Source organism: Neorhizobium petrolearium, from assembly GCF_029854435.1.
GTDB lineage: Bacteria > Pseudomonadota > Alphaproteobacteria > Rhizobiales > Rhizobiaceae > Neorhizobium > Neorhizobium petrolearium.
The window spans coordinates 2,734,248-2,750,757 of the sequence record NZ_CP123000.1 but is presented as its reverse complement, the minus strand read 5'-3'; the positions used below and the strand labels follow the sequence as shown (position 1 = coordinate 2,750,757).

The 16,510-nt window shown below is 61.9% G+C and carries 16 protein-coding genes; 5 read left to right on the top strand and 11 right to left on the bottom strand.

Translation table 11 applies throughout. The features are described from left to right. Positions 1-247: 247 nt before the first annotated feature. From QEO92_RS13750 to QEO92_RS13700, 11 genes are all read right to left on the bottom strand, one after another. The gene (locus tag QEO92_RS13750) at positions 248-628 is read right to left on the bottom strand and encodes a COG4315 family predicted lipoprotein (protein WP_227703440.1); all 381 of its coding nucleotides are present in this window, start codon (positions 626-628) and stop codon (positions 248-250) included. Positions 629-824: 196 nt separating this feature from the next. Then, entirely contained in the window at positions 825-1,601 is a 777-nt protein-coding gene (locus QEO92_RS13745; protein ID WP_227703439.1) for an anti-sigma factor family protein, read from the bottom strand. Further along, positions 1,598-2,122 (bottom strand): sigma-70 family RNA polymerase sigma factor, encoded by a 525-nt coding sequence (locus QEO92_RS13740; protein ID WP_227703438.1) that lies wholly within the window; start codon positions 2,120-2,122, stop codon positions 1,598-1,600. The genes QEO92_RS13745 and QEO92_RS13740 overlap by 4 nt, the downstream gene beginning before the upstream one ends. A 52-nt stretch (positions 2,123-2,174) precedes the next feature. Then, positions 2,175-3,629 (bottom strand): YncE family protein, encoded by a 1,455-nt coding sequence (locus QEO92_RS13735; RefSeq protein ID WP_227703437.1) that lies wholly within the window; start codon positions 3,627-3,629, stop codon positions 2,175-2,177. A gap of 13 nt (positions 3,630-3,642) precedes the next feature. Further along, positions 3,643-4,143 carry a DUF305 domain-containing protein gene (locus tag QEO92_RS13730; protein WP_227703436.1) on the bottom strand — a complete coding sequence of 167 codons (501 nt, stop codon included), beginning with the start codon at positions 4,141-4,143 and terminating at the stop codon, positions 3,643-3,645. A 302-nt stretch (positions 4,144-4,445) separates the two neighbouring features. Then, the gene (locus tag QEO92_RS13725; protein ID WP_227703435.1) at positions 4,446-5,960 is read right to left on the bottom strand and encodes a gluzincin family metallopeptidase; all 1,515 of its coding nucleotides are present in this window, start codon (positions 5,958-5,960) and stop codon (positions 4,446-4,448) included. After that, on the bottom strand, positions 5,957-6,994 hold the full coding sequence (locus QEO92_RS13720; protein ID WP_227703434.1) for an ABC transporter ATP-binding protein: 1,038 nt from the start codon (positions 6,992-6,994) through the stop codon (positions 5,957-5,959). Before QEO92_RS13720 ends, QEO92_RS13725 begins: the two co-directional genes overlap by 4 nt. Then, positions 6,991-8,028: an ABC transporter ATP-binding protein gene (locus QEO92_RS13715; RefSeq protein ID WP_227703433.1), complete on the bottom strand. Its 1,038-nt coding sequence runs from the start codon at positions 8,026-8,028 to the stop codon at positions 6,991-6,993. The genes QEO92_RS13720 and QEO92_RS13715 overlap by 4 nt, the downstream gene beginning before the upstream one ends. Beyond that, positions 8,028-8,873 (bottom strand): ABC transporter permease, encoded by an 846-nt coding sequence (locus tag QEO92_RS13710; RefSeq protein WP_227703432.1) that lies wholly within the window; start codon positions 8,871-8,873, stop codon positions 8,028-8,030. The genes QEO92_RS13715 and QEO92_RS13710 overlap by 1 nt, the downstream gene beginning before the upstream one ends. Beyond that, positions 8,870-9,808: an ABC transporter permease gene (locus QEO92_RS13705; RefSeq protein ID WP_227703431.1), complete on the bottom strand. Its 939-nt coding sequence runs from the start codon at positions 9,806-9,808 to the stop codon at positions 8,870-8,872. Before QEO92_RS13705 ends, QEO92_RS13710 begins: the two co-directional genes overlap by 4 nt. 73 nt (positions 9,809-9,881) lie before the next feature. Beyond that, entirely contained in the window at positions 9,882-11,459 is a 1,578-nt protein-coding gene (locus QEO92_RS13700) for an ABC transporter substrate-binding protein (RefSeq protein ID WP_227703430.1), read from the bottom strand. A 173-nt stretch (positions 11,460-11,632) separates the two neighbouring features. Here QEO92_RS13700 and QEO92_RS13695 point away from each other — a divergent pair, with 173 nt between their 5' ends. The 5 genes from QEO92_RS13695 to QEO92_RS13675 are packed head-to-tail and all read left to right on the top strand — an operon-like array spanning position 11,633 to position 16,489. After that, complete coding sequence (locus QEO92_RS13695) at positions 11,633-12,643, top strand: GntR family transcriptional regulator (protein WP_161784748.1); 1,011 nt, start codon at positions 11,633-11,635, stop codon at positions 12,641-12,643. Positions 12,644-12,658: 15 nt separating this feature from the next. After that, on the top strand, positions 12,659-13,360 hold the full coding sequence (locus tag QEO92_RS13690; protein WP_227703429.1) for a creatininase family protein: 702 nt from the start codon (positions 12,659-12,661) through the stop codon (positions 13,358-13,360). Further along, complete coding sequence (locus tag QEO92_RS13685; protein ID WP_227703428.1) at positions 13,357-14,376, top strand: ketopantoate reductase family protein; 1,020 nt, start codon at positions 13,357-13,359, stop codon at positions 14,374-14,376. Before QEO92_RS13690 ends, QEO92_RS13685 begins: the two co-directional genes overlap by 4 nt. Next, positions 14,373-15,119 (top strand): SDR family NAD(P)-dependent oxidoreductase, encoded by a 747-nt coding sequence (locus QEO92_RS13680; protein WP_227703427.1) that lies wholly within the window; start codon positions 14,373-14,375, stop codon positions 15,117-15,119. The genes QEO92_RS13685 and QEO92_RS13680 overlap by 4 nt, the downstream gene beginning before the upstream one ends. After that, positions 15,116-16,489 carry a dipeptidase gene (locus QEO92_RS13675; protein ID WP_227703426.1) on the top strand — a complete coding sequence of 458 codons (1,374 nt, stop codon included), beginning with the start codon at positions 15,116-15,118 and terminating at the stop codon, positions 16,487-16,489. Before QEO92_RS13680 ends, QEO92_RS13675 begins: the two co-directional genes overlap by 4 nt. Positions 16,490-16,510 lie beyond the last annotated feature (21 nt).

Below are 16,510 nucleotides of genomic sequence, written 5' to 3'. Positions count from 1 at the left end.
AACTTCACGGTGTCGCGGGAGATGCGGTGGAAATGGCGATCGCACCGCGCTCCTGCCCGAGGCGGCTGACTTCGACTATGGGCGGTATTCGCTTGCGGAGGCCGGCACCTTTTCGATGCAGGCCTGAAGCAGCTCGTCGGTCGAGCATCATATCGGGCGGGGCGTCGCCAATAGTGCCCGAGCGGGAAACGAGGGCCAGAACATGGCCCTCGAAACTTCGGGTGCGGATGTCTTCACGCGACAAGATTCAAGGACGGGCGAGATCCCAGACGCCAAGAACGCCGTCGCCGGTGACATCGCCCTGCTTCATATCCTTGACCCAGTAATAAAGCGGCATGCCATCCTTCGCCCACTGCTTCTTGCCGTCCTTCCGGGTGACGATCGAATAGCCGTGACCAGCCTTGGCGCTCGCCTCAGCAAACAATGGCGGCCAATTCTTCTCGCAATCGCCATAGCAATTGGAGACATCCTTCTTGTCGTTCCTGAAGGTGTAAAGGCTCTTGCCCTTCTCGCCGGCAAGGACTTTGCCCTTGGCGGTATCGACACTGGTGACCGACGGGGCAGCCAGGGCGGCCGTGGCGGCGAATGCGGCGACGGCAAACGCCGACAGGAATTTCATGGACTTCATCGTGTGTCTCCTAAGGTTCTGACATGCGTTCTTGCGATGCCGACCATAAGACACATGACGCGGCGATTTTATTCCCTCGTACGGTCGATAATTGTAGTAAAAACAAAAGGATGAGCCATTCGCCGCATGCAGGTAGACCCCGGGCGAAACTATCTCGCCCGGGGTTGGTCTTGTATTGAAAGCGGCCAGCAGACGATCAAGCCTCGCCCAGAACCTGCTTGCGAATCTCGTCGGCAACGGGGTGCAAGGCCTCCGAAGGAAGAGAGCCAACGAGACTATAGCCCATCCCATTCGACGCCCAGCTCCAGCCGTCAACCTTGCCTTGAGAGTGCGGCGTCATCGTTCGCGTCTGATCCACCACCATAGGCCTCGTCAACATGACAAGGCGCGTGCCATGATCGTTGTCATACATCAGCATCAGGCCGGCACCGTGAGGCGTGGAGACGACGCGGCCGCCCATCAGCCGGTATCCGGATTTGGATAAGTCCGGCAGGACAGGCTTCTGTCCCATCCGCTCGGTCGCCCAATCGACCAGCTCGACCATGTTTTCGGCCCGTAGCTCGACCGGCCTGATCCTGTCGGCTGCATAGGTGGCGAAACTGTCAGAGGCTTCCCGGGCAAGGGCGACCACACCTTCGGTGGGATGGGTCATCATACCGTGCATGTACCAGCCACCGGAGCCGCCTGCGAACAGGAGCACGATGGCCGCTGCCGCAAGCCTCAGGGCGGAGACACGGTTCTGTCGTTGCGCGGCGATCATATGATTGAGATTGAGACTGATGGGGATTGGCTCTTCGGTGACAGGATCGAATACGGAGCGTAAAGTGGTGCGCTGGGCAGAATAGGAGGCAAAACGGTTGGCGACATCCGGGTGCCTTTCGAGATAGATCGCGACCTCGGCACTGCGGGCATCGTCGAGCCGACCGTCTACATAGGCGTGAAGGTCATCTTCTGTGATTGGCCTGTCAGTCATTTCACTCTCCGCAGATGCGAACCTGGTCTAGCGACGCTCGCAGGATCCTCCAAGATCTGCCGCAGGCGCTCGCGTCCTCGCGACAGCCGAGACATGACGGTCCCGATGGGGATCGCCAGCACTTCGGCGACCTGGGCATAGGACAGGTCCTCGACCGAGACCAGCAGAAGTACGCTGCGCTGTTCTTCCGGCAATCGCTGAACCGCCGCCATGACGTCCGCCTTCGTAAGTCCGTCTTCTTGCGTCGGGTTGTGCGCTATAAAACCCTCGCCAATGTCGTCGATCCTGACATGCTCTCCGCGCCTGGAGGCCTGTCTGAGGCGATTGACCGCAAGATTGTGCAGGATCGCGAACACCCAGGTGCGGGCATCATCGTTTCGGCGCCGGTGCCAATGAGAAATCACCCGTTCAAGGCAGTCCTGTACGAGATCGTCAGCTGCAACCGCGTCGTGGATGAGACCGCGGGCATAGCGCCGCAGCGCCGGGATCATCGGTTCGACTTGAGAGAGGAGATCATCCATAACGCACCTGTTGCCGGTGGATGGCCCGCCTCGAACGGGCGGGCCACTATACTTACTCCGCCTGGACCTGCACAACCTCGCCGGGCTTGCCATCGGCCGAGGTCGCGACGACGAGATATCGCTTCTCGTCCTTGTGCCTGGCCTCGACGATCTGTCGGATCGGACCGACCGCGTTGACGATGGCCGAACCGGCAGGATTGGTCATGAACGTCGCCAATCCCTGGAGTTGACCGCTGCCATCGGGCTTGTCGGAAAGAGCAAGGACGTAGGGTTTCTTGGGATCAAGGCCGGCGACGGCAGCCTGCAGCACCTGCGTCAGCCCCTGATTGAACAGGGTAACGCTCGTCGACTGCTTTTTGTCTTTGTCTCCCGTGGCTGCAAGCTTCAGGTGAGCGGCGTCTCCGGCAGCGCCGAGCGGCACGAGGTTTTGCATTCCGTCGCCTTCGGGAACAGCATTCGGGACATAGGCGACCGCCTGCGGCGCCTGACCGATCGGAATATTGGCGATGACCTTGCTCTTCAGCGTGTCGATGACGGCGAACTGATCGGCGTTTTCGAGGCCGACATAGACGCGCGTGCCATCGCCCGACGGCCAGATGCCGTGCGGCAGATTGCCGACCGGGATCGTCGCGACCTGCTCGAAATTGTCCGTGCGGAACACTTTCACTTCGTTCAAGCCACCGACGGTTACATACGCAAAGCTGCCGTTCTTGTTGATAACGAGGTTGACGTGGTTGGTAATCGGTCCGGTATCGATGGTCTTGACAAGATCGAAGGGGGCCTCGGCATTGAAGACCTGTGTCTTGCCGATATCCTTCAGCGTGAACCAGACCTGCTTGCCGTCGGCCGAGGCGGCAATGTTGGGGCAAAAGGGGCTTTCCTGCTTCACGTGGCCGACGATCTTGTGGTCGGCGACAGTGACGACTGCGACGTCCGGATTGAAGGACGAGCAGATGTAGCCGTATTTGCCATCCGGCGAGAAGATCTGCATGCCGGGGCCTGGAGCAACCTTGATGCGGGTCTTTTCTTCGAACGTGTTCGCGTCGATGACAGAAATATAATCCTCGCCCCGCACCGTGACCCAAACCTCCTTGCCATCGGGCGTGTAGAAGGCCTCGTGCGGCGAGCGACCAACATAGGTCGTGTGCTTGACGGCGTTGGTCGCGGTATCGATGAAGGTGACCGAGTTGGAACCGATCGAGACGACGGCAAGCGTCTTGTGATCGGGCGAGAAGCCCATGCCGTGGACGAGGACCTGCCCCTTGTAGAGCGGGCTCAGGTTGCCGGGCTGCGGATCGCCGAGCTTGATGACGCCGAGCAGCTTGTTGTCGACCGGATCGGATACCGAAACCGTGTTGGAGAATTGCTCCGCGGCATAGATGCGATCCTTGTGGCTGATCGGAATGTCCGGATCGGAGGCGAGGCCGGGCGCCTGACCGGCAAAGGCTGCCATGGGTAGAAGCATGGTGCTTGCAAGCAAAGCAAAGATCTTCAGGTTGGTTCTCATATCTCGGTCCTTTTCAGTTGGCCGGTTTCATCATCATCTGGATGGTCGGGGCCCTTGATGATGTCTCTTCTTCGGAACTTTGTGTTGTCTTTGCCCCACCTGATTTGACCTGCGTCGGTACGGCATCGGATGCAGGCAACGGATCGCCAACTGCAATACGCATGGCGGCGATTTCCTGCTGCTGATCGACGATGATTTCCTGCGCGAGGCGCTTTAGCTGCTCGTTATTGCCGTAGCGCAGATACGCGACGGCCATGTCGATAGCGCCCTGGTGATGGGGGATCATCATCTCGACGAAGTCGCGATCCACATCGCCGGTCGGCTTGACTGCCATATCGTTCATCATTTTCACCATCGCGGCGTCGTTTTCCTGCAGGAACGGACTTTCGTCCGCCGTTCCAGCCGCGGCTTCGTGGTGATGAGCCGGCGCATCATGGGCAAAGGCCGATACGGAAATGACGGCGAGGAGGGATGTCGTCGCAAGAACGCGGGTGCTGCAAAAGCAGTGAGTCATTGTTGTCTCCTGATCCTTCTCGAAGAGTTCAGGAGGGTAGACATCGTGCTTTTCAGATTATTCCCACCGACGGGATCTTTTTCATGGGTTCGTTTCGACGGTAGCAGCCATGGCGCATCTTTGCTCCCACGCATATGCATTGGTGAAACCGGTTTTCTCTTGGACTTGCGGTCGGTCAGCCGTGACCCCGATGGCCCGAGATGTCGGAGGCCAAGCAATCTGATCGCGCCGCGTGCAGAGGTCATGATCAAGGCGCGGCGAAACAGGCCGGCGCGGCGATCGGTTGTTCCTGCCTGCTGCCGTTATTCCGTTAACTCTTCCACCTTGTGCGCGAGGTCGGCGATATAAGCTGCCGTCGACAGATCGGAACCGGTCGCATCCATCAGCAGCTGGCTCGGGCTCTTTGAACGGCCGAACTGATGGACGTTGTCGTTCAGCCATGTCTTCAGCGGCAGGTAGTCGCCCGCTTCGAGCCCGAGTTCCACCGCGGTCTCTTTGCGGGCGGCTGCGAAGAACTGCGAGGACATGATGTTGCCGATCGTGTAGGTCGGGAATGACCCGACCATGCCAGCCGACCAGTGCACATCCTGCAAGACGCCGAGTGTATCGCTCGGCACATCAAGGCCGAGATAGACCTTGATCCTCTCGCGCCATATGGACGGCAGGTCGGCGACGCGGATCTCGCCCGTCATCAATCCCGCCTCGATTTCCGAGCGCAGCATGATGTGGAAATCGTAGGTCAGTTCGTCCGCCTCGACGCGAATGAAACCGGGACGCGCCGCGTTGACGGCGCGCCAGAAGTCTTCGGCCGAGACATCCGAAAGCTGGTCGGGGAAGGTCTTCCTGAGGTCGGCAAAGTTCAGTTCCCAGAAGCGCCGCGAGCGGCCGATGCGGTTTTCCCAAAGGCGCGACTGGGATTCGTGCGTGCCGAAACTCGCCCCGCCGACGGCATAGAGATTGACGAAATCGGTGGCGAAGACCGAACGCGAGAACTCTTCGGGAATGCCCTGTTCATACATGCCGTGGCCGGCCTCGTGCCAGACGGCGAAGAGCCCGCCCGGCAACCAGGTTTCGCGAAAACGGCCGGTGATGCGCACGTCGGAGCGGGTGAAGGAGATTTCGAAAGGATGGACGGTGTCGTCGAGGCGGCCGCGGTTGAAATCATAACCAAAGCGGGAGGAGATCAAGCTCGAAAAGGCCCGCTGCCTGTCGACCGGATATGCTCGGTCGAGGATTTCGGCACGGACATTCGCTTCTTTCACCTCGGCGAGCAGGGGCAGAAGGGCTTCGCGCAATTCTCCGTAAAGACCACGCAGGCGATTCCAAGTCATGCCCGGCTCGTAGGTCGCGACCAGCGCGTCATAGGGATGATCGTCATAGCCGATCGCCGAGGCGATTTCGCGCTGCATATCCATCGTGCGTTCAAGCATCGGGGCGAAGGCCGCGAAGTCGTTGGCGGCTCGCGCCTTGCTCCAGGCCGCCTGGGAGACGGTCTTGAGTTCCGCCGCGGCGCCGACGAGCGATGCCGGGATGCGGGAAAGCGTGCCGATTGCATCGGCCGCCTGTTCGACGGCAAGAAGGCGGATATCACCGGGAGCGACGCCGGAAAGCTCTGCGCGGGCCTCCTCGATTGCTCGCTGCAAACCGTCGCCGGTCGCGATATCCCGGGCGAGGCCGATCAGGGTCGCGATCTGCTTGCCACGCGCATCGACGCCGCCCGGCGGCATCATCACCCGCGAATCCCAGGTCAGCAGGTTCACTGCGCAAAGGATGTCGTTGACCTTGGCGACCTCGCTTTTGAAGGCTGCGTAGCTCATGGAAGCAATAGTCCTGTTGGATCGTTTGCGTTTGGCGCCGGCGTGCCGAAATCGGTCAGATGGCAGGCGGCGAACTGACCGCGGCCGCGGGGCGAAAGAAGCGGCCGCTCGGTGCGGCAGCGGTCGAAGACATTCGGACAGCGGCCTGCGAAGGGACAGCCGGGCGGCAGGTTGAGCGGGCTCGGCAGTTCGCCGCGCAACGCGACCTTGCGATTGCGCTGGCCCGGGTCGAGCTCGGGCGCGGCTTCGAGCAGCGCCTTGGAATAGGGGTGGCGCGGCGCGGTGAACAGGCCTTCCGAGGTGTTCACCTCCATCACCTGGCCGAGATACATGACCGCCACCCGGTGCGAGATATGCCGCACGAGGCGCAGGTCATGAGCGACGAAGACAACAGTGAGATGGAGCCTTGACTGGAGCTGCAGCAGCAGATTGATCACCTGCGCCTGTACCGAGACGTCGAGCGCTGAGACGAGTTCGTCGGCGACGATCACATCGGGTTCCACAGCGAGCGCCCGGGCAATGCCGATGCGCTGCCGCTGGCCGCCGGAGAATTCATGCGGGTAGCGCGCCGCCGCATCCTGCGGCAGGCGGACGAGGTCCAGCAGTTCGGCGATGCGGCCGGGTATCTCCGGTTTCGACCGCATCCGGTGGACGAAAAGCGCTTCACCCAGGATCTGCGATACGGTCATGCGCGGGTTGAGCGAGCCGTAGGGATCCTGAAAGATCATCTGCACCCTTCTGTTGAAGGCGCGCCGTGCGTCGCCACGCAGGAGCGCGATGTCCTTGCCCTCGAAGCGCACCGCCCCGGCATCGGCCTCGTGCAGGCGCACCAGGCAGCGCGCAAGAGTGGATTTGCCGCAGCCGGATTCGCCGACGATGCCGAGCGTCTCGCCGCGATGGACTTCGAGCGTCACGTTGTTCAGTGCGTGCACGATGAGTGGCGGTTCGCCTTTCAGGCGCCGCATCAGCGAATAAGGGCCGCGAAACCGTTTCGAGACGCCGTCGATCGAAAGAATGGGAAGGGTCGCGTTCACAGGATCGCCTCCGCCGCCGCCACTCGCTCGTGGTGGAAACAGGCGACCGTGCGGGTTGGCGAGGTCACAGCCTCCAGCACCGGGCGTTCCTTGAGACACATATCCGTAGCGAAGCTGCAGCGCGGATGAAAGGCGCAGCCGGTCGGCAGGTTGGTGAGGCTCGGCGGCGTGCCCTCGATCGATTGCAGCATGGTGCGCGAAGTGCCGGATCGGGGCACGGAGCCTAGCAATCCGCGCGTATAGGAATGACGCGGCCGAGCGAAAACCTCCGCAACCGTGCCCGTCTCGACGATGCGGCCGGCATACATGACCGCCATCCGGTCGCAGGTCGCGGCAACCACGCCGAGATCGTGGGTGACGAGCACGACGCTCATCGCCATCCGGTCGCGCAGATCGAGCAGCAGTTTGAGGATCTGGTCCTGGATCGTCACGTCGAGCGCCGTCGTCGGTTCGTCGGCGAGCAGAAGCTTCGGCGAACAGGCGAGCGCAATCGCAATCATCACGCGCTGCCGCATGCCTCCAGAGAACTGGTGCGGATATTCGTCGAGACGCCGTTCGGCGGCGGGAATGCCGACGATGTTCATCAGCTCCAGTGCTCGCGACCGCCGCTGTCTGGCGGTGAGCGTCGTATGGGCGATCAGATTCTCTTCGATCTGCATGCCGACCGGCAGGACCGGATTGAGCGCCGTCATCGGTTCCTGGAAGATCATCGCGATCTCGCTGCCACGGATCCTGCGGAGTTCCTCTGCCGACATGGCAACGAGATCGCGGCCGCGCCAGTCGACATGGCCGGTCGTGCGTCCCGGCTTGCGGATCAACCCCATGATGGAACGCAGCGTGACGCTCTTGCCCGAACCGGATTCGCCGACAAGCCCGACGATCTCGCCCGGTGCCACATCGAAATCGACATCGGCCGCGGCGATCGCCAGCCCGCGCGGCGTATCGAACGTCGTGGTCAGGCCGCGCACGACGAGCCCGGCATTCTCGTTTCCGCCGGTGTTTCCGTTCGGCCCCATGTTTGCGGACATCGCCATCACCGCCGCACCCTCAGAAGGTCTGCGACCCCGTCGCCGGCGAGGCTGAAGCCGAGACCGGTCAGGACGATTGCCACGCCCGGGAAGACTGAAATCCACCAGGCCGTATTCATGAAATTCTTGCCGTCGGCGATCTGCACGCCCCATTCGGCGGCTGGCGGCTGAGCGCCGAGGCCGAGATAACCAAGGCTGGAGCCGAGCAAGATCGCCAGCGCCATGTCAGTCATCCAGTAGACGATCGCTGGCGTAATCGCGTTGGGCAGCAGATGCCGGAAGATGATGCGCAGCGGCGTGTAGCCCATCACCCGGCCGGCATCGGCATAATCGAGCCGTTTCTGAACCTTGATCTCGGCCGCCACCAACCGGGCATAGAAGACCCAGCCAACGACGCCGACGGCGACATACATGTTACCAAGGCCGGGCCCGAGTACGGAGACGATGGCAATGACCAGGACCAGGAAAGGGAAAGTGATCGTCGCATCGACGATGCGTCCGAAGATCGCCTCCGAGATGCCACCGGCATAACCGACGAAAGCGCCGACGATCGTGCCGAAAATGAAAGGCCCGATGGTTGCGAAGATCGCGATCTGCATGTCGATCGTATAGGCATGGATAACGCGCGAGAACACGTCACGGCCGAAATTGTCTGTGCCGAAGGGATGCGCCCAGCTCGGCGGCGCGAGCAATGCGCTGTAGTCGAACGCGGTCGGATCATAAGGTGCCAGAAGAGAAGGCCAAAGCGCCAGGACAAGGCTGAGGCCGAGAATGACGCCGCCCGATACAAGCGATCGCGGCAGCACCTTCAGGCGAAAGGCGGATCTTGCCGCAGCCCAGGCGGCGCTCATCGGGCAATCCTTGGATCTAGCCAGGCCTGAACTATATCGGTGATCAGAAAGGTCAGCGAGACGAGAACGGCGAGCGCGATCGTCAGCCCCTGCAGTACCGGATAATCGCGGCCGTAAATGCTGTCGATCAGCAGGCGGCCGGCGCCGGGCACGGCGAAGACCGTTTCGGTGATGACTGCGCCGCCGAGCAGCGTGCCGATTTGCAGGCCGAAGAGGGTGACGGTGGAGATCAGTGCGTTGCGTAGGATATGCCGGAAGAGGATGACCCGCGAGCGCAGGCCTTTGGCCGTAGCGAAATCGACATATTCGGCATTCATCACCTCGATGATCGAGGCGCGCAGGTTGCGCATCAGCACTGCGGCGAAGCTCAGCGCCAGCGTCAATGCCGGTAGGAAGAGATGGTAGAGCCGGTCGCCCAGCGTGTCGCCATAGCCGCCGACCGGGAAGAGTTTCAGCTGGGCCGCAAAAACGGTGAGAAGGACGATGCCGACATAGAAGACCGGCATGGAGAGCCCCATCTGGAACGCACCGCGGATGATGCTGTCCGGCAGCCGCTCCCGTTTCGACGCCGCTACGAAGGCGAGCGGCACGGCAAGAACAAGCGCGATCAGAGCCGACATGCCCGTCAGCATCAATGTCACCGGCAGGCGCTGCAGGATCAGTGACGAAACCGATACCTTGAGGCCGATCGAATTGCCAAGATCGCCGGTGACGACGCGCCTCACGAAATAGAAGAATTGCACGACGACGGGTTGGTCGAGGCCGAGCTGGCGGTTGATCCGCTCCACGTCTGCGTCCCGGGCGCGGTCGCCGAGCATGGCGCTGGCGGGATCACCGGGAAGAAGACGCACGAGGATGAAGGTGACGATGAGGATGAAGATCACCGTCGGTATCATCTGGAGCAGGCGGCGAATAACGAAACTGAAAAGTGGCAAAAGCCTCTCCCGGACTTTCTATCGGAAAAAGGCCGCAGGCCTCGAAAGCGAGGCCTGCGAAGCAGGCTCGGAATTATTTCTCTTTCCAGGTCTTGGCGAAGATGTTGTTGCCAAGCGGAATCTGCAGGAAGCCGTGAACCTTCTTGCTGAGCGCCACCGGATAGGGCGTCTCGTAGAGCGGCACGGTCGGACCTTCCGCGTTGTAGATCTCCTGCATCCGGGCGTATTGCTCGGCCCGCTTCTTCGGATCCATCTCCTTCTGCGAGGCTTCGAAGAGCTGGTCCGCCTCGTCGCTCTTCCATCCGGTATGCAGAGCGTCGATAGTCTTCGAATAGACGAAGTAGGAGGTGATCTCGTTCGGATCGGCGATGTCGTCGGTCCAGGCGGCATTGCGCATCACGAAGGTGCCGTCGCGATACTGCTGTGTGCGGGTCGGGTTGTCGACCTGCTGCAATTCCAGCTTGATGCCGATCTGCGCCCACATCTGCTGCAGCGCTGTCGAGGCGGCGATCTCGTCCTGGTTGCCGGCGAGCACGAGGATGCTGGTCGAGAAGCCTTCCTCGAAGCCGGCCTCCTTCATGAGGACCTTCGCCTTGTCAAGGTCGTAAGGATAAAGCGGCTTGTCGCCGACATGCAGCGGCGTCGCGGTGGACATATAGGAGGTCTGCGGTTTGCCGACGCCGTGGGTGACGATCTGGATGATCGCTTCCTTGTTGACGGCAAAATTCATCGCCTGGCGCACTTTCGGGTTGGACAATGGATTGTCCTTGCCGCCGAGCTGCGGGCGTACATTGAGCGTGATGTAGGCGACGCGTGTGGAGGGGAAGAGCTCCATGTCGAGGTTGCCCGAGGACTTCAACTCGTTGACGCGGGAGTAGGGGATGAATTCGGCGCCGTCGATCTCGCCGGACGTAAGTTTCAGAATGCGCGTGGCGTCATCCGGGATCAGCTCGAAGTTGATGCCGTCGAGATAGGGCAGCGGCTGGCCGTCCTCGCCTTTGGCCCAGTAATATTCGTTGCGGACGAGCTTCATGCTGGAGCCGCGATCCCAGGATTTCAGCACGAACGGGCCGGAACCGATCGGATGCTCGGCGAAGGCCTTGGCCTTTTCCTCGTCGGTTGCGCCCGGCGAAGCCTCGAACTGCTTCTGCGGCAGGATCGCGGTATTGAAGACGGTCAGTGCGGCCAGGATGGCTGGGTCCGGATGTTTGAGCTTGATGAGGATGGACTTATCGCCTTCGATCGTCACATCGTCGATGGACTCGATCATGAAGCCCCATATGCCGTTATCCTTCTTGGCGGCACGCTTCAGCGACCATGCGACATCGGCAGGCGTGATGGGCGAGCCGTCGGAAAACCTGACGCCGTCGCGCAAGGTCAGCGTGAGGTTCATGCCGTCGTCTGCGAGCTTGTATTCGCTGGCGAGCCCCGGCTGGACTCCTTTGCCATCGTCCGTCGGCAGAAGCAGAGTGTCGTAAAGGTTGGAGAGAATCCAGATGTCGACATTGGCGTCGTTCAGGACCGGGTCGAGAAAAAGGCTGTCGGCGTAGCGGCCGTAGGTCAGCGTGCCGCCCCGTTCCAAGGCGAATGCCGAGATGCTGGTTCCCAAAAGAAATGCAGCGGTAAACACCGCCCTAGCGATTGTTTTCATGGCCATTCCCCTGGTTATTTTACGAAAACTGTTCTTGTTGGTAATAACGATTTCATGCGCTGGAAACGCTGTCAACTGAATTTCCGCGCCGAACGTTGGATAGTTCTTGACCACGCCTTCTGTGGAGCGATAATCGTTATATTCAACTATAACGGACAATGACGAACAGCTTCATGGAATTTTTCATCGACCGAGAGCTGCCGGTGCCGCTGCGCACGCAGCTTCAGGGGCTTATCGAATACGGCATCACCTACGGGGAACTGGCACCTGGGGAAGCCTTGCCTTCGGTGCGGGAGCTTGCCGAGAAGATCGGTGTTGCGCCGATGACGGTAAGCCAGGTCTATGCCGATCTGAAAGCTGCAGGCCTCATCGATACGAGGCCGGGCGCCGGCACTTTTGTCAGCGACAGCCAGCAGGCGCGGGTGGCTGGCAGGACCGAGGCCAGCGGGTTACGCCGGCATATCGATCAGCTGATCGACGAAAGCCGGGCGCTCGGCATCCGGCCGACCGAACTCGTCTCGCTAGTCAGTGCCCGTGTCTTCTACCGCGACAGCGTCGGACCGCGCCTCAGGATTGTCATGATCGGTCTGTTTCAGGACGCGACTGCGAGCTATGCCCGTTTCATCGCCGCCCGGCTGGGGCGCGATGTCACCGTGGAGCCGGTGACGGTCGCGGCCCTGGAGCGGGATGCCAAGATCAAGGCGCTTGCCAATTCCGCCGACCTCGCCGTCACCATCGCCAACCGGCACCGAGACGTGGCGATGCTGGTGCCGAATACGAAGGTCGTGACGATCAGCTTCACGCCGTCGGAGGAGACGCGTCGGGCGCTCGCCTCGCTGGACTCGCTTGCCCGCATCGCCGTCATCTCGCGGTTCCCTGAATTCCTGCCGATCATGAAGAGCGGCGTGCAGCGCTTCGCGCCACATGTGGGGGAGGTTGCCGCCGGCGTGCTCGATACGCCGGGCCTCGATGCGGTGATCGCGAATGCCACCGTCGTCGTCTACGCCTCCGGGGCGGAAAGCATTCTCGCTGACGTTCCAGAAGGTGTGCCGGCGATCGAATATCGCCATGCGCCCGATACGGCCGATATCGAGCGGGTGATCGTGCCGATCATACGCGCTGCCGGCGTCTCGCCGCAGCCCGTGGACGACGCGAAACGAGCGCCGATCGATGTGCAAGGATAAGGAAGGCAGACGGAGATGAGAATATCGGAATGTAACTGGCAGCAGATCGAGGCCTATCTGAAGACTGACGACAGAGCAGTCCTGCCGCTCGGCAGCACCGAGCAGCATGCAGGACTTTCGCTATCCGTCGATTCCATCCTGTCGGAAAAAGTGGCAGCAGAGGCGACCGCGCCGCTCGGCATTCCGGTCTTTCCCGTGGTGGCCTATGGCATCACGCCCTATTTCCTTTCCTATCCGGGCACCATCAGCATCCGCCAGGAAACCTATGTCCGTCTCGTCCGCGATATCCTCGACGGGCTGAGGCGGCAGGGTTTCCGCCGCATCCTGATCGTCAACGGCCATGGCGGCAACCAACCGGCCGGGAGCCTCGCGGTGGAATGGATGGCGGATAATCCGGACACCGCCGTCAAGTTTCACAACTGGTGGAACGCGCCGAAGACCTTCGCCAAGGTGCAAGAGACCGACACCGTCGCCTCGCACGCTTCCTGGATGGAAAATTTTCCCTGGACGCGACTTGAGGGCGTCGCGCAACCCTTGCAGCGCAAGCCCATGATCGACACGGCGCGGATGCGGGTGATGTCGCCGGAGGCCGTCAAGACCTATCTCGGCGACGGCAATTTCGGCGGTTACTACGAGCGGCCGGACGAGGAGATGCAGGCGATCTGGGACGTGGCGATCGAAGAGACGCGCGCGCTTCTCGAAGGAGACTGGGCATGAGCGGGCCGGTCCTGATCTGGGGTGCCGGCGCGATCGGCGGGACGCTGGGGGCTGCCTTCATCCGGGCCGGCGAAGAGGTGATCTTCGTCGACAACGTCAAGGAACATGTGGACGCGATCAACGAGAAAGGGCTGAAGATCGTCGGTCCGATCTTCGAGGACGTGGTGAAGGCAAAGGCCTATCTGCCGGAAGAGCTCGAAGGCCAATATAAGCGCACCTTCCTCTGCGTCAAAGCCCATCACACGGAAGAGGCGGCGAAGGCGCTGGTCAGACATCTCGCGCCGGACGGTTACATCGTCTCGGCGCAGAACGGCCTGAACGAACGGGTGATCGCCCGCATCACCGGCGATAGCCGGGTGATCGGCTGTTTCGTGAATTTCGGCGCCGATTATTTCGAGCCCGGCGTGGTGCAATATAGCGGCCGCGGCGCCGTCGTCATCGGCGAGCTCGACGGCCGTTTCACGGACCGCTCCGAAAGCATCTACCAGCTCATGAAGACCTTCGAGCCGAAGGCGCTGATCACCAACAATATCTGGGGCTTCCTCTGGGGGAAGTTGATCTATGGCGCGCTCTTGTTCGGCACGGCGCTCACCAATGACAGCATCGCCGACGTGCTCGATAATCCGGTCGCCCGGCCGGTGCTGCGCAAGCTCGCGCTGGAAGTGGCGACCGTCGCGGCCATCAACAATATCAAGCCAGAGGCCTTCGACGGCTTCGACCCCGCAGCCTTCGGGCCGCTCGCGACGCCGGAACAGACCAACAAGTCCTTCGACGATATGGCGGCGCATAACCGCAGGTCGGCCAAATCCCATTCCGGCATCTGGCGGGATCTGGCAATCCGCAAGCGGAAGACCGAAGTGGACGCGCAGGTGCTTCCGGTGGTCGAGATCGGCCGGGAATCCTGCGTGCCGACGCCGCTCGCCGCTCGCGTCATCGAGATGATCCATGAGATCGAGGACGGCAAGCGGCCGCTTGACATGGCCAATATCGACGAACTTGCGAGGGCTGCGGCATGAACATTTCCTTCGACGGCAGGATAGTCATCGTCACCGGCGCGGCGCATGGCTTCGGCCGAGCGATCGCACAAGGGTTCGCAAGCCGCGGAGCAACGGTGCATGTCTGCGACATCAATGCGGCGGGGCTCGAGGAAACGGTAAAACTCTGCGGCCCGAACACGTCCGCGCACGTGCTCGATGTGGGCAGCCGCGCCGATGTGCAGAAGCTCGTCCCGGCCTTCGGCGACGTCGATATCCTCGTCAACAATGCCGGCGGTGTGCGCGGCCAGGTCGGCCGGCCGATCGAGGAGATTTCCGAAGGCGACTGGCAGACGATCTTCGACGTCAACCTTTCGGGCGCCTTCTTCATGGCGCAGGCGGTGGCGCCGGCGATGAAGAAGAAGCGGGCGGGGCGCATCATCAACATTTCCAGCGGTGCCGGCATCGGCATTTCGCTGACCGGCATCCAGGCCTATGCCAGCGCCAAGGCCGGCCAGATCGGACTGACCCGCCAGCTCGCCCACGAACTCGGCCCCTGGAATATCACCGTCAACAACGTCGCGCCCGGCTTCGTGCGCTCCAACCCCACGACGGAAAAGCAATGGGAGGCGATGGGCGAGGAGGGACAGACGCGGCTCCTGCAGAACATCGCGCTGAAGCGCCTCGGCTCGCCCGATGATATCGCCGCCATGGTGATGTTCTTCGCGTCGGACTATGCCGGCTGGATTTCCGGCCAGATCGTCAGCGTGGACGGCGGCAAATGAGCGTCGAGGCCTTTCTTGACGCGAATTATACGGCCGCTCTTGAGGATCTGAAGGCTTTCTGCCGCATCCCGAGCATCAGCACCGATCCGGCCTATGCCGAAGGCATCAAGGCGGCCGCGCGTTTCGTTGCTGACCGGCTCACCCGCGCGGGCTTTTCCGGCGTCGAATTGCTGGAGACCGGCGGGCATCCGGCCGTCTTCGGCGAGATCGCAAGCGACCCGTCGCTGCCGACCTTCCTCGTCTACGGTCACTACGACGTTCAGCCGCCGGATCCGCTCGACAAGTGGAAAACGGCGCCTTTCGAACCGGATGAACGCGACGGACGGCTTTATGCCCGCGGCGTCTCCGACGACAAGGGACCGCTCCTTATCCCGATCCTCGTCGCCGAGGCTTTCATGCGCGAGGAGGGGCGGCTGCCCGTCAATCTCAAGGTGCTGATCGAGGGCGAGGAGGAATCCGGCAGCCCGCATTTCGAGCCGATCCTTGAAAAGTACCGTGAGAAGCTTCGTTGCGATCTCGTGCTTTCGGCCGACGGTGCGATGTGGCGGCCGGACAGGCCGTCGATCACGGTCGCAAGCCGCGGCCTCGTCGCGCTCGATGTTACTGTGACCGGTGCCGCGAAGGACCTGCATTCCGGCCGCCACGGGGGCAGCGCGCCGAACCCGATCGCGGCGCTTGCAGCGCTGCTGGCGTCGATGCACGGACCGGACGGCCGCGTCAACGTCGACGGATTTCTCGACGGCACGAGCCCGCCGGATCCGCGCATCGTCGCGGCGATCGAGGCGGCGGATTTCGACAGTGATGCCTATTATCGTGAGATCGGCGTTCCGGGAGCGGCCCCGATCGGGACCGGCCGGGAACTGCTAATCCGGCAATGGCTGGAGCCGACGCTGGAATTCAACGGCATTTCCGGCGGCTACCAGGGCAGGGGCACCAAGACGGTCATCCCGAATTCGGCAAGCGTCAAGATCACCTGCCGGCTGATCGCCGGGCAGAAGCCGGACGCGGTGGTTGCCGCGATCACTCGCCATCTCGAAAAGCGCCTGCCGAAGGGATTTGCGCTCGAAGTCCACCGCCACGGACCCGGCAGCGAAGCGGATTTCATCGATCCGGACCTGCCGGCGCTCAAGGTCTCGGAAGACGTGCTGGGCGAACTGCTCGGCCAAAAGCCGCTGCGCGTCGCCATGGGCGCGACGATCCCGATCGGCAGCGCCTTCCGCAGGCATCTCGGCTGTGCGTCGATCTTCTTCTCCTTCTCGACCGCGGACGAGGATTACCATGCCCCGAACGAGTTCTTCCGGCTGGAGAATTTCCGGCTCGGCATGAAGGCCTGGACGATGCTGCTGAGAAGGCTTGCAGAAACGTCCTGATGCCGTTCGCGGGGCGAAGGA